The 21,471-nt window shown below is 60.6% G+C and carries 10 protein-coding genes; 4 read left to right on the top strand and 6 right to left on the bottom strand.

Annotated elements, in window-relative coordinates; all coding sequences use genetic code 11:
• The first annotated feature begins 947 nt into the window (after positions 1-947).
• The gene (locus ACYVO7_RS02760) at positions 948-2,693 is read left to right on the top strand and encodes an adenylate/guanylate cyclase domain-containing protein (protein ID WP_460448305.1); all 1,746 of its coding nucleotides are present in this window, start codon (positions 948-950) and stop codon (positions 2,691-2,693) included.
• 298 nt (positions 2,694-2,991) lie between these two features.
• Here ACYVO7_RS02760 and ACYVO7_RS02755 read toward each other — a convergent pair whose 3' ends face one another.
• The 3 genes from ACYVO7_RS02755 to ACYVO7_RS02745 form a co-directional block, all read right to left on the bottom strand.
• On the bottom strand, positions 2,992-3,861 hold the full coding sequence (locus ACYVO7_RS02755; RefSeq protein WP_460448304.1) for an SMP-30/gluconolactonase/LRE family protein: 870 nt from the start codon (positions 3,859-3,861) through the stop codon (positions 2,992-2,994).
• 26 nt (positions 3,862-3,887) lie between these two features.
• Positions 3,888-5,012, bottom strand: coding sequence for an ABC transporter substrate-binding protein (locus tag ACYVO7_RS02750; protein WP_460448303.1), 1,125 nt, complete (start codon positions 5,010-5,012; stop codon positions 3,888-3,890).
• Between the two features lie 1,292 nt (positions 5,013-6,304).
• Positions 6,305-8,068, bottom strand: a complete 1,764-nt coding sequence (locus ACYVO7_RS02745) for an adenylate/guanylate cyclase domain-containing protein (protein ID WP_460448302.1) — start codon at positions 8,066-8,068, stop codon at positions 6,305-6,307.
• A gap of 860 nt (positions 8,069-8,928) precedes the next feature.
• Here ACYVO7_RS02745 and ACYVO7_RS02740 point away from each other — a divergent pair.
• Positions 8,929-9,744: a site-specific integrase gene (locus ACYVO7_RS02740; RefSeq protein ID WP_460448301.1), complete on the top strand. Its 816-nt coding sequence runs from the start codon at positions 8,929-8,931 to the stop codon at positions 9,742-9,744.
• Between the two features lie 2,216 nt (positions 9,745-11,960).
• Here ACYVO7_RS02740 and ACYVO7_RS02735 read toward each other — a convergent pair.
• The 3 genes from ACYVO7_RS02735 to ACYVO7_RS02725 form a co-directional block, all read right to left on the bottom strand.
• A complete protein-coding gene (locus tag ACYVO7_RS02735) occupies positions 11,961-13,091 on the bottom strand; it encodes an HNH endonuclease (protein ID WP_460448300.1) in 1,131 nt (376 codons plus the stop codon).
• 990 nt (positions 13,092-14,081) lie between these two features.
• Positions 14,082-14,327 carry a hypothetical protein gene (locus ACYVO7_RS02730; protein ID WP_460448299.1) on the bottom strand — a complete coding sequence of 82 codons (246 nt, stop codon included), beginning with the start codon at positions 14,325-14,327 and terminating at the stop codon, positions 14,082-14,084.
• Between the two features lie 641 nt (positions 14,328-14,968).
• Positions 14,969-15,301: a hypothetical protein gene (locus tag ACYVO7_RS02725; protein WP_460448298.1), complete on the bottom strand. Its 333-nt coding sequence runs from the start codon at positions 15,299-15,301 to the stop codon at positions 14,969-14,971.
• Between the two features lie 179 nt (positions 15,302-15,480).
• On the opposite strand from ACYVO7_RS02725, the gene ACYVO7_RS02720 reads away from it, so the two are divergent.
• The gene (locus ACYVO7_RS02720; RefSeq protein ID WP_460448297.1) at positions 15,481-18,168 is read left to right on the top strand and encodes a PD-(D/E)XK nuclease family protein; all 2,688 of its coding nucleotides are present in this window, start codon (positions 15,481-15,483) and stop codon (positions 18,166-18,168) included.
• The gene (locus ACYVO7_RS02715; protein ID WP_460448296.1) at positions 18,168-21,356 is read left to right on the top strand and encodes a UvrD-helicase domain-containing protein; all 3,189 of its coding nucleotides are present in this window, start codon (positions 18,168-18,170) and stop codon (positions 21,354-21,356) included. The genes ACYVO7_RS02720 and ACYVO7_RS02715 overlap by 1 nt, the downstream gene beginning before the upstream one ends.
• Positions 21,357-21,471 lie beyond the last annotated feature (115 nt).

Raw genomic sequence — 21,471 nt, 5'->3', positions numbered from 1 at the left:
AGATGAAATATGCGCTTCCATTTGCGGACGCCTTAGTTGCCGATACCGAATTCCGAGAGTGGGTCCTCAGCCGCACCTCGTTCGCCTCAAATGCCAAAGGGGCCAAAATTCTAGATCAGGAGATGAAAGCCGCTCGCGGGAGGGCTCGCTACTGGTGGAGGTCTCACTACACAGAGAAGTGCCGCTGCGAAGGGTGTAGCGGGCAGGAGACAGACCTTCTCGCGGTCTTTGAGTCGGAAGATGGGTCGAAGTTTGCGCTTCATTTCTAGGTCAAAAATCCCGCAGATCAATTCAAGGCCGGTGGCCAATAGGCGAAGAACTATCGGGCCCGGGCATCATGTTGGTTGAATCCAGACCGAAAGCCGAAAGCTGTCATCCCGCATCAGGCGGCCGCAGTCGTGCTCCTCTGCTCGGCTGAGAAGCAAGCCGAATTCGCGCAGCACGTGTCTCAATTCGACGCCGTGCTGACGTTTGAAGAGATCCGCGCCGCGTTTCCGCACGCAACGGCTCAAATTTCGTCTGCTGACCGATGATACCAACCGGTCGCTCGGCCGCTCAATGGAGCGCTGCCGACCGTAGGCAACGATTTTACTCGAGCCGTTCGTTGGCCGGCATGGAGCGGTGCCCTCGAAGCTGAGCCACTCCTCGCGTTTGGTCCGACTTTCACATCTCCCATATGTGACCGTCGGCAGCTTGCGGTGCCTACGACGGGCTATATGCATTCAGACTCCGCTGATGATGCCAAACGGACCGGTTCTTGTGATCTAGGAAAGACGCGGGCCCTGGACAGAGTCTCTTCCGTGGGCTGCTCGACATCATACTAGCCGAAGTTTGTAGCCTCCGGGTCGGAACCGCGCCGTTCGCTTTTTGTGGGAAAAGCCGGGCTCTTTGCGCTGGACGAGTTCGAAGCTCCATTCCAATCTGAGGAACCCAAGCTGGTAAGCTCGATGACCGCAGACCTGAGGCAACGATTTTCGGCCATCATGGCGGCTGATGTAGCAGGCTACAGCGCGCTCATGTCTCAGGACGAGGCCGCAACCGCTCATGCGCTCCGGTCCCATCAAGCTGCCATAATCCCTGTTGTGTCTGCTCACGGGGGCAATGTCGTTGATACCGCCGGCGATGGCCTCCTTGCCGAATTTGGAAGTGTATTAGCATGCGTCGACGCAGCTGCCGCGATTCAAGAGCTGATGGCCACGCGGAACGCACAGGAGGAGCCAGCACGGCGCATGCAATTCCGCATCGGGTTGAATCAGGGCGATGTGCTCTCAGACGGCGAGCGGTTGTTTGGTGATGGCATAAACGTTGCCGCTCGGATTCAGGCCATAGCACCAGCCGGTAGAGTGGCCCTCTCTGAGAAGGTTTACAACGAGGTCCGCGACCGTTGTCGCTACAAATTTACCACTTTCGGCGAGCATAAGCTCAAAAATATCCCTCGCCCAGTGACAGTATACGTTCTTGGGGCACCACCAGCGGCTATACGAACCCCAGCCGCTTCCGCCACCTCCAATAAGCCTTCGATTGCGATTCTTCCATTTACAACCTTGGTGACCGATCCCGATCAGAATTTCCTAGCGGATGGTATTGTCGAGGATCTCAGCACCTCACTGAGTCGAATGAGATGGCTCTTTGTGACCGCGAGGAGCTCCAGCCAAGGTCTCAAGGCGCAGATGCGAGACGTTCGGGAGGTCGGGCGTATCTTAGGAGTTCGCTACGTCCTTGACGGAAGCGTTCGCCAGAGTGGAAAACGCTGCCGGGTCACTTCGCAGCTCGTGGATGCAGAGACAGGCCAGCACATTTGGGCCGAGAAGTTCGACCGCTTGCTTACCGACATCTTCGAGTTACAGGACGAACTCGTCGAGCAGGTGTCGGCTGCCATTGAGCCTCGGATCTACGCTGAGGAAGTCCAACGGGCAAAAATGAAACCGCCGGGGAATCTGGATTCGTGGGGAGCAGTCGTGCGGGCGCTCTCACTGGTCTTCAAGCATAGTCGTTTGGCAAATGCGGAAGCTCAGCGTCTCGCTCGTGAGGCGATTGCACTGGATCCGTCTTACGCTAGGGCCCATGCGGTCCTCGCATGGGCACTGCTTTGGCAAGGGCACTGTTACTGGGCTGAGGACGTGCAGCGAACCTACCACGAGGCCGTGCAGACTGCGGAGCACTCAATCGCGTTGGACCCCTCGGAGCCATGGGGCCGCGTCAGCCTAAGCCATATTCTGAGTGCGCGTGGAGACCACAACCGGGCGATTTCGGAGAGCGAGAATGCCTTGGCGCTTCAGCCCAGCTTTGCGCTCGCTCACACAATCTACGGCTGGGCTCTCCTGCGTGCCGGAAGGTTTGAGGCAGCCGTGGAAGAGACCGGGAAGGCGCTCAGGCTCAGCCCCCTTGATGACTTCTCTGGCCTCTACTCCGCAGTTCACGGCCTCTCATTATTGGCCGCAAGCCGATTTGACGAAGCCCTCCCATGGATAAGAAGAGGAGTGTCTTCAATGCCTGAGTTTATTGGGAACTGGCGGCTGCTTGCAAGCTGCTGCGGCCACCTTGGCTTACTAGGCGAGGCAGCTGATGCACTTGCGCACGCTGAAGCGCTCAAGCCGGGCATCACTCTGTCAATGACGCGGGAGCATCTCATTAAGTTCGCACACCGCGACACTTTCCTGGCCGGCTTAGCAAAAGCTGGCGTTCCTGAATAGCCATGCTGTTTGCGCATTGCATTTTGGTCGCGGTCCCGTTGAGGGCGCTTAGCAGGTGCCCAGCTTACGCTTCAGCATCAGGGGCCAAGGGGCCACGCTTATGGAATCGGTCGATGCGGATCTCGCGGTCGGTAAATAAGGGCATGGGTTCGGAGACGGGCATCTGTGATCAGATCAGCCTCCCAACATTCCAAATTGTGGCGCACTAGCGCCCGGGGCGGCATGAGTGGGCAACGCCAGCGCGCGGGCCCGCCTGCTAACAACAATGAGGGCGGCAGGAGAGACAAGCTCAACGTCGTCAACCGAAGGTGAATTCCGGCCGGCCTCGCACTCCTACAGTTACGGACAGGAGACCGCCGGCCAGGGGCTCCCGACCGAGAACCTCATGAGTGATCATTTTCGTCGCCGTTGTAACGATGAGCCTGTCCAGGTCCGGGCCGCCGAAGCAAACGCAAGTTGGATTGGTAACCGGAAGCTCAATTGTCCGGTCAACGCGGCCATCGGGGGCGTAGCGGACAACCCGCCCACCCGCAAACACGGCGTTCCAGAGGTAGCCTTCGGCATCGACGCAGGAGCCGTCAGGGCGGCCCTTTCCGCCGGTGTAGTCGGCGAACATTCGTCGATCACTAAGTTCGCCATCGGCGTCGATATCGAAGGCCCAGATCACGAAACGCCTCGTATCGGCGAAATAAAGCACGCGGCCGTCAGGCGATGTGGTGATCGAGTTCGCCACCTGGATACCGTCGAACATGGGCGTGGACCGGCCGGAAGGCTCGATGCGGTAAAGCGTCCCGAGAGGCTCGACGAAACGCTCGTCCATTGTCCCGATCCAAAGCCGGCCCGTGGGATCACACCGGCCATCATTCAGTCGCGTGCCTCGGCCCTCAGCCTCCACTTCAATGAAGCGCTCGAGTGCCCCGCTCTCTCGGTCCATGAACCAGAGGCTGTTGTCGAGAGCGACCAAGAGCCGCCCGTCTTTGGCGAAGGCCAGGCCGCCCGCCCATGTGGCCTGAAGAGGGAAGACGCGATGTCTCTTGGTCGCCCACTCCAGAGCCTGGACACGCGGCCTCTCGATATCAAGCCACCAGATTGTCTGCGTCTGGTCGCACCACAGAGGTGTCTCCCCCAGCTGGTCGCGGACTTGGATCAGGCACTCAATTTCGGCCATGGCGTGCGCGCTTCTCCCCTGGACCGTTAGTGCAACTTGGGCAGTGTCTCGGTGATCTTCATCTTGCCGTCGACGACCTCGCCCAGGAGGCTCTCGAAGTCGACATCGCCATTTTGATCCCAAGTGCACTCAACCAGGATCCCAGGCTCGTCCTTGGGTGAGATCGTCATGCCGTGCAAGGCTTGGGCGAAGGCCATTCCGTCAACGCGGCCGATCTTCTCAGTCACGGCTTTGACCGTATAGGCGGCCATATAAGCGGCGAGCGCATTGTGGTCCGGGACGGACCCGAAGCGTGTGACGAAGCGCTTCCTAAAATCCGCCACCGTTTGGAACGGCGCGTCGGCCGAGAGGCTAATATGCCCCTTGATGCCGTTCGCGGCCGGGCCGGCGAGTTCAATCACGGTTTGATTGAGCAGCGTCGTTTCACCGATGAGGGGTTTGTCCAGGTTCTGGCGGCGCGCCTCGCGGAGGAATTTGGCGCTCTCCTCCGTGTTCAGATAGACGAGCACGGCGTCAGGGCTGGCGTCCTTCACCTTTAGCACGTCGACAGCGAAGTCCACCTGACCGTTCTCGATCGAGGTCTCGGCAGCCAGTTTGATCCCGCGCTGCTTCATCTCGGCTGCGAAGGCGTCACGTCCCTGCTTCCCGTAATCGTTGTTGACCCAGACCATCGCCACCGACTTAGCCTTGACGACGTTCTGCAGGTAAGCCGAAACTTTCACTAGGCCGTCGACCTGATTCAAATTCGTGCGAAACAGAAATTTGTTGCCCATCTTCGTGAGCTCGGCAGCCTGCGCGCCGACAATTTGAGGGACTTCGGCCTGTTGCGCCAAACCCATGTTGACCTTCACCGAGCCGGAATAGATGGGTCCAAGGATCACATAGGGCTCAGCGTCTAGCGCCTTCTGCACCTGCGCGCGGGAAACGCCCGGGTTGGTCTGGGTGTCGTAGTTCGTCAGCTCCAGGGAGCGTCCCAACACTCCGCCCTTCGCATTGATTTCGTCAAACGCCATTGTGACGGCGTTTTTCCAGTTGTTGCCATTGCTCGCGCCGACACCAGAGAGCTCGACTACGTTCGCGATACGGATGGGCTCCGCCCCCAAAGCCGCCGTCGAAATTAGTCCGAGGATGATGGCTCCGAGGATCTTCATGTCAGCTTCCTTCGACCCTTTTTGACGGTGCAGCCGGGCGTCGCCGGGGCCAGTCAGACTAGCCTTGGCGGATGGCAGATCACAAGGCGGTAGCGAGATGGCGGTCAGCTTTGGTCGTAAACGTCAGGCCGTGAGGTCGTGAACGAGGTGAGCCGGCCCAGACGTGAGGTCGCTCACACTCCTACGATCGGATCGCGGAGCTTAGCCGCTACAAACTTTTATCGGCAGACGCGCCGCGCTTCATCCCTTGGGCGGCTGAGCCGCCGTCGCGAGCCGCAGCGTGACTGGATCCTCCGGGGACCCGAAATCGACGGTGAGCCGCCCGCGGCGACGCCCGAAGAGCGGCGCCGCCTCGACAAGGCCTCCACGATTCTGGTCCACGACTATTCAGTGAACCTGCTCATTCGGATGCCGTGCGCTTTGCGCTCTTTCTTCGTCAGTTCGAGATTAGCAAACGGAAGCTCATCCAAGTTGCGCGGTTTGCGTCGGTTTACAAAAAAGTCCAGAATCGCTTGCTCGATCTGGGCGGAGCATTTCGTGGGAGCCCAAAATAAGTGGAGGGGAATTTCCTTTAGCGCGTGTAACCAATGCCCGCCTCTGTGCGGCGATGTGCGACCGAGCTGGTGAGCGAAGAGTTGACCTACCCGTTCGCTAAGGGCCTGCCGCTCTGCCTTCCCGACGTAGAGGATCGAGTGGTCCTTTCTCCAGTATGTAGACAGTCGTTGGTCGAGGTTGAGATAAGTTGCGCTGCAGCCGTCCACGGTCAGCCTGCCTGAGGCCTGGTCTAGCCATCCTTGGACAGCCTCATGGTCGAGCCCAGGCCACCGTATGCCCGAGGGTTCGCCTGGGTCGGAAATCGTTGACACCACATAGATGCCTGGCTCTGCAGGGAGTTGCTTCGAAGAAGATCTCCATCGCAGTGGACCTCTAGGAAAGAGGTCAACTCGTCTGAAAATCTCTCCCACGCTTGCAGAAGCTATAGAATTGCTGCTCATTCCCGATCGATCCATCCGCATGGCCCGCGACGAATCATGGCCGCGGCTCCGAGATGTTCGATCAAATTCCAGCTTCAGGCTATCGCGTCGCGCCAAGCTGCGAGACGTGCGTGGAGCTAAAGTTCAGGTATCGATTTGATGGGATTGCATCGATTGTAAGACGGCTCGCAACAGGTATACTCACTTTCGATGGAGCGGCGAAGCGAACGTCAGGCGCCGCTTACCGGAGGGGCGGATTGGGGGCCGCAAGCTAACGAATGATCGCGGATTCCTCCTACGCTCGACCCGTTTGTCGGACTAGCTTTCCTTCAACCCGGCCGCGCGAAGAGCCTCGACAATGCGCTCGACTTGCTGATTGAAGGTCATGTTATTACTCACCGCGAATCTTCTGAATTTATTGATCGAATAGTCCGGTGATAGTGCCAGAAGGTGAGCAAGAGACGAACGCGCTTCGTCGAGCCTGCCCAGCCGATACATCGCTGCCGTTAGTAGCGCGTATGTGTTTTGGTAATCGGGATCCGCTTGTATCGATCGATAAAGCGCTCTAACTGCAGCTTCATTATCGCCGCTGTAGGCGTATGCAGATCCGAGAACAAAAAGCCAAATCGATCTATTTGGATCAAACGGGCTCAGCCTCAACGCCTTTTCAATATATTCAGGGACTTTGTCCGCCTGTCCCATTCGCATTATGGCCTGCCCCAATTGCACATAGGCTGGTGCAAAGCTGGGGTCCAATCTGAATGACGCTTCCAACTCCAACGCCGAGCGGTCCGGCAGGCCTCTCGCGCGGTATACAAGCGCCTTCACGTAGTGAGCCCAGGCGTTATCGGGTTCAATTCCGAGTGCTTTGGAAATTAAAGCGTCCGCCAGCTCAGTTTCGTTGTCAGGATCTTTGCTCCAGACGTTCACGACGTTCCTAATATGGCAAAGTGCCAATCCGACGAGAGCTTTCGGCAGATCGGGATCTGCCGCTACAGCTTGCTTGAAATTTTCCATCGCGGCGTCATTATTGGCCTTGTTTGTCGCCTTGTTTGCAATGCTCCAGCCCTTTAGAGCTAAATCGAAAGCTCCTGGAGGCGAGCCTTGGTTGAAAGATCGATTGGTAGTTGCTGCATTGGTTAGGACGATGTTCAGGCTCCTGGCAAGCCGGGCCACAAACTCGCCCTGGAGCTCGTTCAGGCGCGTTAATGCGCCTTCGAAACGATCGGCCCAAACGTGGCCTCCGTCTTCGGCAGAGACGAGCTGAGCATTCACTATAACGCTCGCTCCGGTTCTGCGGACGCTTCCTTCCAATATGAAACGAACGCCTAGATCGCGCCCGATTTGCTTGGCGTCAACGGTCCGGCCTTTGTAAACAAACGCGGTGTTACGAGCCACAACAAAGTTATCTTTGATTCTAGCGAGATCGGTCGTGAGATCTTCGGTGAGGGCGTCTGCAAAAAAATCCTGATCAGGATCATTGCTCAACGTTTTAAACGGTAGAACAACCATAGATAGTGCCGGAGCAATTGGTGCTGTGGCCTGGAGTCCGGCGGCTGTGTGTTTAGGATTCGGTATGAACGCTGATGCGAGATAGGCCCCCAGCGTCAAAATGGCAAGAAGACCGGCCATGAGTGCAATCATCAGCGGGGATTTTTTGGGGCGAGGTAAGAGTTTCCTCTGTAGTCTGCCGTTATAATCGATTGATTGGATGGTTGAAGCGGATAGAACGAAGATGTCCATCGGACGTGATATATTTTTCAAAATCTGGCTGCTGCGAGACTCGAAATTCCAAGGAAGTTTATCCCGGACTTGCTCGTAGACGGCATGCGATATGCAGATGCCGCCCGGTTCGGAAAGCGCCTCTAGCCGCGCTGCCACATTGACTCCATCTCCGTAGAGATCTCCATCCACGTCCGCTATTACATCCCCGAGGTTGATCCCGATCCGGAGTTGCAGGATGCGGTCTTGTGGCAGACCAACCTGTTTCGACTCAATGCCCTTCTGAATTGCGACGGCACACAACACAGCCCTTACTGGGCTTGCGAACTCAACGAGTAGTCCATCACCTGTGGACTTCACTATCCGGCCGCATAACGCAGCCACCGCTGGCTCCAAGAGCTCTCTTCGAAGTGCTCTTAATCGACCCACTGTGCCAGCTTCATCGAGGGTCGTGAGCCGACTATAACCTACTACGTCCGTTATCAAGATGGCAGCAAGCCGGCGGTCCAGAGCATCTTCCATGCCTGGCGCAAGCCCAGGCTTTCCGAATTTGAGGTGGGGTTCAGGTTCTGCAGGCGAGCCTTGACCGGGGACCATAGGGCTTGCCCACAAGTCGACACCACGTGACGTAACCGAGCGGATGTTACGACACATCGGCAAAGCAGGATAGTGAGTGTGCGATACTCGTTCGGCGATCGAGAGTGTCGAGCGATAGCCGCCTCACCGGCTAGCTTTCAGAAGTTGGGAAATCATTCATGCTGCTGAGCTCCGGCGCAACTGACACGAGCGGCGTGGTGCAAACATGTCCCTAACTCGATGCTAACCAGGGTTGCCTTAGCAGGGCAACGCTGTTGATAGCCGCCTCGGGGTTTGAGCCCTTGATGCGGAACGGTTTGTGCCCGCCAAACCAGCGAGCGTTCTGCCCAGCGGCACGGATGCGGCACAGTGCCTTCGAGCCTTCGTCGATCAACCCGGGATCCTCCTTGGCGGGCCACTGCCGGCGTCCTTTACTCAGTTCAGAGAAACAGGGTATGCGCGCAATGGCGACAATACGTAAGCTCAGGGCGCGTTGGCAGGCGCAGGTGCGTCGCAAAGGGATGGCCCCTCGGGCCAAGAGCTTCGATCAGAAGGTCGATGCTGAGAGATGGGCTCGAACGCTCGAGGCTGAGCTGGACCGTTGCGGAGCGATGCCGGACACCCGCATCTCTGAGGCGATGACCATGGCCCAGTTGCTGTGCCGCTACCGCGACGAGATCTCACCTCTGAAGCGCAGCGCGGGCACGGAGGTCGCACGCATCAACGCGATGCTGCGTCGCCCAATTGTGCATCGCACGCTGGCGCTTCTGTCGAGCGCAGACGTTGCCACCTATCGCGATGAGCGCCTGAAGTCTGTCGCTCCCGCCACCGTCATTCGTGAGCTCAACACGCTCTCGCACGCCATCGACACAGCCACTCGCGAGTGGAACGTCTACCTCGCTCGCAATCCCTGCAAGATGGTCAGACGCCCTACTCCGCCTCGAGGTCGCACACGACGGCTAAGGCTCGGTGAAGAGCAGCAACTGCTTACGGCGATTAGTGAGGGCCGCAACGCTTGGCTCAGGCCCCTGATGATGTTGGCGATCGAGACCGCGATGCGACGAGGAGAGTTGCTGGCCCTCACTTGGGAGCATGTCGACTGGGATCTCAGCGTCGCGCACGTTCCGAACACGAAGAACGGTGAACCCCGAGACGTCCCGTTGTCGTCTCGCGCCATCGATGTCTTACACTCCCTCTATGGAGCTCGTAGGGACTCGTCAGATGTTCGCGTGCTCCAGACCACCGAAAGCGCCGTCTGCCAAGCCTGGGGCCACCTGCGGGTCAGGGCCGGCATTCCAGACCTTCGCTTTCATGACTTGCGCCATGAGGGCGTTTCGCGCCTGTTCGAGCGGGGCTTGAACGTGATGGAGGTAGCTGCAATTTCAGGACACAAGGAAATCAAGATGCTTCAGAGATACACCCACCTTCGCGCCGCAGACCTCGTTGCCCGCCTGGGGTGAACGCCGCGAAGTCCTAGGAAAACAGGAGGCAGCCAACCCGGGTGGATCCAGTAAGCCAAGTCCATGGTTTCCAAGCCTTGGCAGTCGTGCTGTGTATTGGTCGACGATAGTTCATCAAAAAGGATTCGATATGTTCCGCGTTAGTCGCCGGGCCACAGCTCTGATTGTGGGCAGCCTTGTCTCTGCCTGCGTTCCCCAGGAAAACAGCTTTCCAATCACCGGCCAACTCTCGACGGGCTCTGCTGCTGCCGGTCAGGGCGTATCTCGCGCAGATGGGCGCGGCACTTTCTGGGTGCAGGCGCCGGGGGAGTTTCGGTGCGAGGGCACCTATAACTCACTCGATCCAAACCCAAGCTTTGTCATTCCGGTGAGCTGCTCAAATGGTAGACGAGGCGAGGCCGTCATAGCGATGCAGCAAGACCGCCTGTCAGGCACGGCGATTCTGGCCCTGAACGGGGGCGTGCGTGGCCAGTTTGTTTTCGGCAACCTGCGCTACGAGCAGGCTTTCGGATCGGGAGGGCGCGCCCGCACAGGCTCCTCGTCTTAGGTCGCAATGTCTGCTCAGCCTAATGCCCCCTGTTGACAAGCTACTTACAATGTAAACAGCAGAGCTGTGCAGCGACTGCTGCGAATTAGTCGCGCTGTTGACAAACTGTTGACAAGACGTTTACGCGAAAAATATTTCGCAATTCTGTCAACAGCGCTTGGCTGTCTGCGTGATCAATCGAGAGGCCTGCTGTGAACCTCAGCCAAGGCCGGCTAATAGCGCGGCAGAATCGGCGCTGAGCAGAATGCGACCGCGGCGCCGTAAAGCCCCGCCTAAGGTCGGGATCCTCGGGCTTTGAATGGGTTAGTGTTCCAAGCCGGCTCGCTTACAAAAAAACTGTTTTGCCGACTGCGTCCGAGCCTCTGAGCGCTACAAATAGGGGCAGCCCCGGCGGCTCGATGAGCGCCTAGACGATGCCGAGGAGGAGAGCTTCCCGGCAAGCGACCCGATCGCTGTGCACGTGACGCGCTAGCGGCGAGTCAGAGCAGCTCACTGGCTGGCTCGGACGGTTCGAGCGCGTTCGGGACCGACTTTCAGCCTTTGCCCGCCAGTGGCCTTCCCGGTAGCCCCTGGGCGGGCGTTTGAAGTGCCCGCAGCTACCTGGCCTATGCAGACCAGTCGTTGAGTTCTCACGAGCGACGCGATTCTTAGCGGAATGGCGGAAAGTTTCATGCAGGGTTCTTGTGAGAGTGAGTCCGGCATCTTACATACCTGCTGCAACACGTCGGCGGATCTGGAGTTGGGGCTTGAACCTCGGCCCTGGTCTGAAATCCGGATCTGGTTTTTGTCCGCAGCCCAATACGAGAGGGCCAGCGATGAGGGTGTTTCCGGCGCCCGCCAGGAAAGTCGATGTGTGCGCACCCCGTATTAACTCACGGACGCCTCACATCGGCGGGAGCCTTCCGGTTTAGCCGGAGAAAGCTGCCCGGTGGAGACCGGGCACAAGATCGAGGGCCATGCGTCGCCGCATCCCTCGACCTGCTCGATCGTCGTCACGGTGTGCGATCGGCAGGGCTGCACCTTCGGGTGCTAACCGCGCTAGGGGCTTGCCCCGGAGGTTCGGGAATGATCGTCAGGTAAATGGAGCGCCACCTGGCTGGACGGCAACGTTCTGATTCCTCCCCAGATCCCGTTTACGGTGATTCATCTCTCCTTCTCGGGCCAGTGCACCATCTTTTGGTGCTGCTGGTCCAAGGGGGGAGAAAGTCCCATTCCGGTGGGAATTAGGAAGAGAGTTCAGCGATCTCGCTTCGCTCGATTACTTCACCACGAGAAGCGGAACGCGTCGGAGATAACAGCAAACCAAGTCCGCAGCGAAGTCCTAGGCGAAAAAGCTCGCAGCGAAGCGACTACAGTCGTCCATCGCGCTCAGCCCGCACCATCCACGCACGACTCATCAGCGGCTCCTTTTGTCAGCGTTAGCCTAGCTGAGCCGGATAGCGCCGGCCACTGCGCCCACAGAGGCGCACAGCCCAGAATGTATGCGCACGGGCGCGCTCATCCCGCTAAATGTGCCTGCACCTCACCCGATCATTATGAGCCCGCCAGGGAGCGCGCCTTTGTTCTTGTTGAGCGTGCGCAAGGCCTGTGGACGGCCGATGTAGAGCGACCTGCGGTGTCCATCAGGCCACTTTTCAGGCGCGACGCAGCGGCTTGCCAGCCGGCCCTGCTAACTGTGGCCCGCGGTCGACACAACGCTCCGGAGATCGTCCACGCTCATCAGCGCCTTCCGACGGTGAAGCATGCGATGGCAGTTCGCGCAAACAAGCGCGAGGTCGTCCAGACGCGTCTTTGTGCTGGGTGACAACGAGGCGACGGGAATTCGATGATGAACCTCAATAAAGCCCTGACCTAAATCTCCATATCGTCCCTCGAAGTCGAAACTGCACGCTTCGCATGTCAGACGGCCATTCCTGCTGAGCACTTGCTCGCGCTTGCGCTGAACCAACTTGCGACTGCGCTCGCGGGAGAGATGCAAGCGCAATATAAGCCCGCCTTCTTCGGCCTCAGCATCGTCGTCATGCGACAGGAGGTCGACTGCGTCGTCTGCAATCGCAGATCGAATTGCCTTCGCCGCCTGCGCGAGTGCGATCGAATCGCCTGCAAACTCTGCCCAGACTGCTCCCTCTAACTTGTTCCCTCGAGGAAGCCCTGACTTACCGACGTCGGCGAACAAGGGATCGAACCGTCGGAAGTTCATCATCTTCATGTAGACGCCGTTTGCATTGCGATAGGTAGCGCTTCGGTCGATCCCTCGGCGCTCGCCAAGCCGGTTCAGCAGCGCCGACAACGCGATTACGCTTTTGCTGGTCTTGCTAGGCGGTGATGCTGGATTGCTCATATAGAGCTCCAGTGCGAGGACGTGCTCGTCCCACGTCCAATCGACTCGCTCCGCTATTCGCATAACCTGAAAATGTAGATCCGTTAGCTTCTTGACAGCATCATTGATCCCGCCAAACAGCTCGTCGTGCCTCAATGGCTGGCTGTTGCCAGGCAGGTATTTATACGCGACAGCGACGATCGCCTTCGAGTCATACTCCTTTCCGTCGACCACCAGGATGTAGTCCTTTGCCGTCGCGAAGCCATATCGCCGAAGAAAGGTGTCTCGTCCTAGCTGGTCGCACTCCTCAATGGCGCAATGAACGGCGGCTGCCGTGAGGGTTAATCGAGCCATGCTTCGCATTTCCTCTGTTTGTTGCCTCTGGTCTTGTGGCTGCAACTGTCGTGTAAATAATTTTAATTCGCTGAAGGAGACCAGCCAATCGAGAAGTGAGCTTTCAAGTTTGATGAACAGCTCCACACTTTCTTAGCACCGCTACACCACGTTAGGAGTTGTGGGCCGATTTTCGCGGATCTATTCGTAGCCGAGGAGCGTGCACCACATCGACGATCCGGTGCCAAGGCCGAGTCAAAGGCTTATACAGAGGCGGGCGCTTGCCTGAGCTCGGCATTCCACTCGTTCCATGGTGAGCAGTGTCCAACGTCACCCAATTCCCTCACCGGCGCCGCAAGCGCCCGGTTATTTGCCTAATTATAGCGGCTTGCGTGATTGGGGTTGCCGTGTGGAGCGTCAGCACATCACGGAATCTCAGTTCGATCTCCTATTTAGGGTGGCCTAGCAGCTCCAAGGCTCCGCCTTTGGCAGCGGGAGGCGTGAAGCTCGACGGTATGAGCATAGTTCGCAGGTTTTCAGTTTGCGGCCCGGCGCGACGAGTGAATTGCGTCGTTGACGGAGACACGATCTGGATAGACAGCATCAAAATTCGGACAGCTGATTACGATGCGCCGGAGGTTGGCACCCCGAAATGTAGCTCGGAAGCTGAGCTGGCAAAGCGCGCCACCGCGCGGCTTATCGAGTGGGTGAATGCTGGCCCGTTCATACTGCGGACAACCGGCGACAGAGATTCAGATCGCTTTGGTCGAAAGCTACGGGTTCTTGAGCGGGGCGGTCGTTCCGTCGGGGAGACCCTACTGGCTGAAGGCCTCGCTCACAGGTGGGATGGCCGGAAGCATAGCTGGTGCAGTGGGCGGTGACGCGATCAGCTCGAGATCACTCCGACTTAGGTGGTCCACCCAGCAAATCGGCGGGAGCTGCCCGCGAAGCGATCGCCTCAATCTGTGGCTTGGGAAGCCGACCACCGTTCGCCAGCGCTGCGGTGGCGACCGCTTCGACCAATCTCCAAACCTTGCTATCGTCCATCTTGGCCGTTACGTGGCTCAAGGCTGAGGTGAGAACGAGCGCGCGTTCGGCCGGGGCGCTCGCGCTGCCGTGAACTATAGCAGGGGATGTTCAGAGGGCTTGCAGCGCAACATTGTGATCGCTCACCTGGCGCGAGAGCGCCTCTCCGATCTCCATGCCTGTGATCTTCGCGTCACTGGCCGCTCCGGCGCAGATAACCATGAAATTGCGAATCAAGTCCCATTGCTGCGTCTCTAGGGGAAGCTGGTCGTCATCGTCGATCAATAGCACACCGGCGTGCCCAAACGCATCATTGGCCGATGAAGGTGCGTTAAGGTCTATCCCATGCTCAGCCAAGCCAGCACCAACGAGAACGGCAATTACCGCATGCGCAGCCTCATGGTGGGCAACTTTCCCAGCGTGACCCATATTGGCGGATTACGATCTTTAATGTGCAGGGTGCTACCTCGGGCGCGTCAACGGCGAAATTACACTCCGTGTTAAATCAGCACCAAGACCACGTCTACAGCGAAGCCCTAGGAAAGATAGCTCCTGCGCAAGGAAGTGGCTCCACTCTGGGCCAATCCCGGGCGTCTGTCCTTGGGGCTATGTGAATATTTCTTCAACTTTCTCCCATGTAAGTGGCGGTTTCGGCGTTTTGACCTGAACTGAAGCTGACAAATCCTCCACAGGTGCCGACGCAGGTCACACTGGAAAGCCGGCTCAGAAATCTAGCCTTGGGTTGGCCGCGGGGCATTAGCGCCCTTTTCAAAGACGTTTTGCAATACAATGGCACACTCCGCGTCGCTCAGGAGTGCCCGCGTCCGCCTAACAAATTGCCCTTGGGGCCGCGCGCAGCTTAGCGCGAGCTGTAATTGGCTTCCTGGCGGCAGATGAAAGAGAAGCGGGCATTGTTGATCGAACCAGATCCTAAAAAAGGCCAGTCTGCTCAACGGTATAACGCCTTGCTGCACAGTGCCGGCAGCAGTCTCGGCGCGCTAAGCTTGATGCCCCTGCCGCTGCGACCAGGCCGCATAGGATAATAGGCTCATCTGATAGGCCTCGGGCGACAAACTGACCCCGGCGTCATTCTCGAATGCCGCCGCGTAGGCGGCGACACGAGGGTCGTCGGGGCTCTCGAAAAATACAGCGTAGATGCCGGGGTTGCCTTCCAGCCAGCCACGCGGCGCTGCTGGCTCATAGCTCATCCCATGCGCATCGAACCAGGCGCGATGATCCTCCATGGCCTTTGCCGAGCGCACCCGCAAAAAAAACATGTCGCGCTGCTCTCGCCGCATGATGTCGTCAATCGTGGCGATTAGTGCTGGCACTCGATCCCTTTTTCGCATCCGACCGGGGCCCATGAAGTAACACCGAGGGCCAAGGCACTCAACAAGGGTTCGCTCAGAAGGGCGTCAGTTTTTGTCGCCTCGGTCTTATAGCTTCTGCAACGCTTGCGCTGGCATGAGAGGGGCAGCACGGCACGGGCGCGAGTGCCAAAGGCAGAGCGATGGACTTAATTTTCGGGTTGGCCTGTGACGGGCGCGTCTATCCAGATTTCCCCGGAGATGGCGCGGGCGCCTTTGATGCGGCCGTGGTCGGGCCGGCCGGCCTGCTCGACATTCTCGAGCTCGCGCTCGGCCTCACGGCCCCACAGGTGTCGCAAGCGGCGCGCACCGCGGCCTATGCGGCACGGCTGCGTTCCGCGTCGGCTGACCTGCCACCCCCCTTCTTTGCTCGATCCTTTGCCGCCGACCCTTGGGCTACGGCGCGGCTGCTTCTCGCATGGCGTGACGAATTGATTGCGGGCGGATGGGATCGTCAGCCGATCGGTTCGCCCCGCCTGGACCAGCTCGCTCGGCTGGAAGACCGCAGCGCCGATATGCCGCTGGGGGAAGCAGAACGTTTGTGGGCCGTGAGCGAAGCCCTTGCCTGCCGCCCGAACATCCCGATCCGCTCGATCTCCGTTGTCGAACCGCGGGACTTTCTGACTCCGGTGTGGCGCGCTGTCATCGACGCCATCGCTGCCTGCGGCGCTTCCCTCACCTTCGCCGCAACAACGCCTGAGGCCCCTGATGGCGATCTCGCCCACGCGCAAAAGTTTTTGGCGGGCGGGGAGCTAAGGCCCTTAGCAGGCGACGGCTCGGTCGCCATCGTAGGAGGCGACACGGCGATCATGTGCGCCGAAGCCGTTGCTGAATGGCTCGCCGCAGGGGACGAGGCCTCGTTGAACGGCACCGTCGTTCTTTGCCGCGATGGCGACACGGCCCTATTGGACCACGCTTTCGAGGCGCGTGGCCTGCCCAGGCTCGGCATATCAACCCGCTCCCCCTTTCGCGGGGCGCTGCAGGTTCTACAATTAGCCTTCGCCACCGCATGGCAGCCATTTGATGCGAGCAGCCTGCTTGATCTGATGATGTTGCCGAAGCCGCCAGTCTCGCGCAAGGCAGCGCGCCGATTGGCTAGGGCCTTGGCGAAAGAACCCGGGATCGGCGGCCCCGAATGGGCCAAGGCTTGGGCGAAGGTCGAAGCGGATCTCGCGACCCGGTTCGCTAATGCTGCAAACCCAACCCAAGAGACCGACCGTCGTCTGAGCCAGCTGAAGGCATGGACGCGCGTCGGCCTCTATGACCGAGCCCAAGGCATTCCGGCCCCGGAGGCGCGATCCATAGCTCTGCGCGTGGCCGAATGGGCCGTCGCTGCCGATGGCGGGCGCCCAGACGCCCTGTTGTTGGCCGTGGCCGGCGCCGCTCGCAGCCTGGTGGCGGCCATCGACGGGCTGGGCCAAGAGCGGCTGCCGGCGCTGTTGCTCGAACGCATGATCGAGCTCGTTTTGGCTGATGGGGCCAGTCACCCTGACCGAGTCGCCACGGCCGGCGGCCTGCGCGGCGTGCGCTCACCGGGCGCGATCTGGGGCCCCGCCCAGCGGGTGATCTGGTGGGGGTTCGGCGGACCCGGCGAACGGCCGCCTGTGTCGCCCTGGAGCCAAGCTGAATTGACCATGCTTGCCCAGCGGGGCTGCCATCTCGAAAGCGCTGAGGCCGCAGCTGCCCGCATCGGCTTCGACTATGCCCGGCCTGTTCACATGGCGCGCGCGCAGATCGTCTTTGTTCGGCCGGCCACAATGGGTTCAGCGGCGTCCACCAGCCACCCGCTGGCGCATCAACTTGCGCCACTCCTGAGCCCTGCCGCATCTAAGATAGCCTGTCAGGCCGAAACTCTTCTCAGCGCGCCAAGCGCGACGATCGCGCATCGTCTGATCGCCCGTCGCACCCTCCCGCTGATCGCGTGCCCACAGCCGCAACGGCATTGGACTTTGCCGGTGAGCGTCGCCGAACGGCTGTCCGGCCGCACGGAGAGCGCATCCAGTTTCGAGCGCCTGATGGGCTGTCAGCTACGATGGGTGATGCATGACGTGCTGCGCCTTTCGCCCGGCCGGATCGCTGAGATGCCACGCATCGATCAGCTGATCGGCACGCTCGCGCATGACGTCGCGCGGCGCGTCTTTCGGCCAGGGCCCATCGCCGATGACGATTGGCTCAAACCGGGGATCACTTCGGCGTTTGAAGCAGCCGTTCAAGCGATCGGCACGCCGCTGCTGCTGCCTGAGCATGCTGGCGAACTTGCCTTGGCGCGCCACCTTGTGCCCAGCGCCCTGCTTGATGTCGCGCGCATGCTGCGCCGCGATGGCATGGAAGTGGAGGAGACTGAAGCTGACCGGACCCTCGCTCTGGGGGACGGCGACGCTGTGCAGGGGCGCATGGATCTGCTTGTGCGCGATAGCGCGGGGCGACTCGGCGTCATAGACTTTAAATGGACGACGAGCCGCAAATCTCGGTCAGTCGAAGTGGCGGAGGGCCGCGCCATTCAGCTGGCGACCTACGCTGCGCTCGCGGGGCCCGGCGCCGCTACGGCCGCGTATTATTTGTTGCGCCAGCGGCGCTTGATTGGTCCGCCAGACGGCTTCTTTGCTGAGGCGGATTCCGCCACCGACCGCGGTCTCAAGCAGACCTGGTTGGATCTGCTGACGAGCTGGCGGGCATGGTCTGGTCTTGCGGGGCAAGGAACGGGGTTGGCCACCGGCTTGCACGAGACCGCCGAAGGCTATCCAGCTTCTCTCCCCTTCGCGCCGACCCCGAACCCGTGTCGCTATTGTGAATTCACGACGCTCTGCCGCGTCCCGCAGGAGGTTCGGTGATGGTTGACGCTGCCCGCATCACCACAGTGGTCGCTTCAGCCGGGACTGGTAAGACGACACGGCTTGTGAGCGACATTGCCGCCGCCGTCATCGATCACGCGCCCGAGTCCGTTTTGGCCACGACATTCACCGTCAAGGCGGCGGCCGAACTGATCGAACGCGCGCGCGCCACGCTGTTCGAGGCCGGCCGCGCCGCAGAGGCGGCGCGCCTGCTGGGCGCGCGCTGCGGGACGGTGAATTCTGTCTGCGCACAGATCGTGGCCGAATGCGCCATCGATCTCGGCCGCTCGCCTCAGGCCCATGTCCTTCCGGAAGCGGCGGCGGACCGCCTTTTGCGAGTCGCCGCTGCGCCCGTCTTCGAGCAACACGCCGCCGAGCTCAATGCCCTCTCAGACGCTTTTGGCCACTATGAGCCGCGCCGAATGGGTGAGAAACGCCCCGATTGGCGGGACGACGTGCGGCGCATTGTTGAACTTGCGCGCGCCAACGGATTGGGGGCTGACGCGCTGGCGCAATCGGCTGCGCAGTCGGTCGCAAGCTTCGCCCCCCTGCTCGCCAGCGTGAGCATGCTCACCGAGCACGAGCTCGACGAACGGTTGTTCTCGGCCATCGATCAAGCTCTGGCGGTCTGGCCCGTGAGCCCGAGCGTTGAGGCGAAGAAGTGCCATGAGACCTTGATCGAGGCGCAAACAGCACGATCCAAAGGAGCGTTGGTCAATTGGCAACGGTGGGGCAAGCTCGCCAAAGTGAAGTGCGCGTTGATGGATGGGCCGGACCTGCAGGCGGCCCTCGACGCCGTGCGGCGCGCCGCGTCAGCGCACCCTGGCCACCCCCGCTTGCGTCGCGATTGCGAACGATTCATTTGGCTCACGTTCACCTGCGCGGCCGAAAGCCTGCAGGCATTTCAGGACTATAAGTCCGCGCGCGGCTTGGTCGACTTTGTCGATCAAGAGAGTTTGGCGCTGCAGGCCTTGACCGACAACGGTGTTCGCCAACGGCTGTCTGAGCGCATTCGCAGTGTGTTCGTCGATGAATTCCAAGACTCCAGCCCGTTGCAGATCGCCATCTTTACGGCTTTGGCCGAGTTCGTTGACGCGAGCACCTGGGTCGGCGACCCCAAACAGGCGATCTATGGCTTCCGCAACGCCGATAGCGCGCTAACGCAAGCCGCATTCGATGGGGTCGCGGCTGGGCGAGACGGTGCGCAAGAGGTGCTGGCCCGCTCCTATCGCAGCCGCTCGGCTCTCGTGCACTTCGCCAATGCGGCTTTCGGCCCGGCTTTTGAGGCCATGGGTCTGCCGAGCCGAGAGCACGCGTTCAGCGGCACAGAGCGGCAGGACGCCGGGATTGCGCGCGCCGCCCTGGGCGTTTGGGAACTGGGGGGCATCGCCGCCAAGCAGTGTGAAGCGCTGGCCGCCCAAATTCAGGCGGTCTTGGCCGAGGCTGAGAGTTGGCCCGTTTCGACAAGATCGGGCGCGCAGCGGCCGATTATCCCCAGCGATATCGTCGTGCTCTGCCGTAGCAATGATGACATGCGCCAAGTCGCGCGCGCGCTCGCGGCGCAAGGCCTGCAGGTGGCGGTGGCGCGCGAGGGGTGGATCGGCACGCCGCACGGGCAGCTGGTTCACGCTTGCCTGCGCTGGATTGCCGATGACGTCGATACGATCGCCCTGGCTGAGCTCGCCCGGTTCTTCGACGATGACCCTCAATCCGACCGCTGGTTGGCTGCGGCTGCGAGCGCCTCGCCCACGGCGTTGCGTGATAAAGTGCCTGTCGCCACCGACCTCGCGTCCTTCCGGGAGCAGCTTCTTGCGTTGACGCCGGCTGAATTGGTCGACGCCGTAATCGCGCTGCCGCTGATTCAGCAGCGTTGCGCTCACTGGGGTGAGTTGCCGACGGCGCTCGACGATCTTGAGGCGCTGCGTGGCTTCGTGCGCGAGTTCGAAGAAGCCTGCGCCAGAGAAGGGGCGCCGGCGACAGCGGCAGGCCTCGTGCTGGCGCTCGCGGCCGAGCCGCCCCAGCGGCCCGCCAGCCTCCAGGCTGACGCCGTGCAAGTCATGACGTATCACGCCGCCAAAGGCCTCGAGTGGCCGCTCGTTGTCTTAACGAGTTTGCATCACGCGCCCCGTCCGCGCCTGTTTGAGCCCGTCGCAGACGCCGAAGGTGCGGTGGACTGGCGCGATCCGCTAGGCTCGCGCTGGATCCGATTCTGGCCTTGGCCTTATGGTCTGCAGAAGCAGAATGTCGGGCTCGATCAGACCGCGCCAGCTTCTCCCTTAGGCCAGCGCGCGGCCAGACAGGCGCGCGACGAAGAGACCCGCCTGCTCTATGTGGGCGTCACCCGCGCACGCGATTATCTGATTTTTGCGCCCGTCGCGGGTAGCGCGCCGAAGTGGCTGTCAGTGCTCAATGATAGCAGCGGCGCTGATCACGTCAGGTTGCCGCGTGAGCGCGGCGAAGCGTTCGAGGTCGGTGGGCTCACGTTCGACGCTGATTGGCTGAAGCTGACGAGCCCCGATGCAAGGGCGGCCACCGCCGCCACGGCCACCCATGTGGGACTGCCACGCGCCGCGAGGCCTCGCCTCCCGCTCAGGCGCACGCCCAGCAGCGAGGCGAGCGACAGTCGCTTCTCAGTGAGCGAGCGGCTGACCCTTGGGCCGCGACTGCCGATCACCGGCGCGCCTGACATGCAGCGGCTCGGCGAAGCCGTGCACGCGATCTTTGCGGCAGACCAGCGCAACGCTGAAGCGGCTAGCCGGCTGACGTGCGCACAAAAAGTGCTCGACCGGTGGGGCGTCCGTGAGATCGCGGCGGCCGACGTTCTCGCCGCCTGCGATCGTTTGAGCGCTTTTGTGAGCGCGCGCTGGCGGCGCGCTACACTGCATCGCGAAGCGCCTGTTTTCGCGCGCGTCGGCCAGCAGCTCGTTTCTGGTCGGATCGATTTGGTGATCGATGACCCGTCAGGCTTGGTCGTCATCGATCATAAGACGTTCCCTGGCGCGGCTAGCCAATGGGATGCGCGCGCCATCAGCTATGGGTCGCAGTTGCGGCTGTATGCTGAGGCGCTGCAACTGGCGACCGGGCGCGCCTCAGCGGCTTGCTACATTCATCTGCCTGTGGCGGGCGTCTTGCTGCGCGTTGCCGACGGTCAGTCAAGCGTCGAGTTTACGCGATCTAAGACTGGGTAATAGGTCCGCCGCCAGTCCCGATCGGCATGGCTCATTTGAATGATCGATGGAGATCGGCAGCAGTGAGCCCAAGATGGCGGCGCTGTTTCACACCTGGTTGAGTTGACGCTGCTGT

The organism is Alsobacter sp. SYSU BS001988 (assembly GCF_054796215.1).
This window is presented reverse-complemented; position numbering and strand designations above follow the sequence as displayed.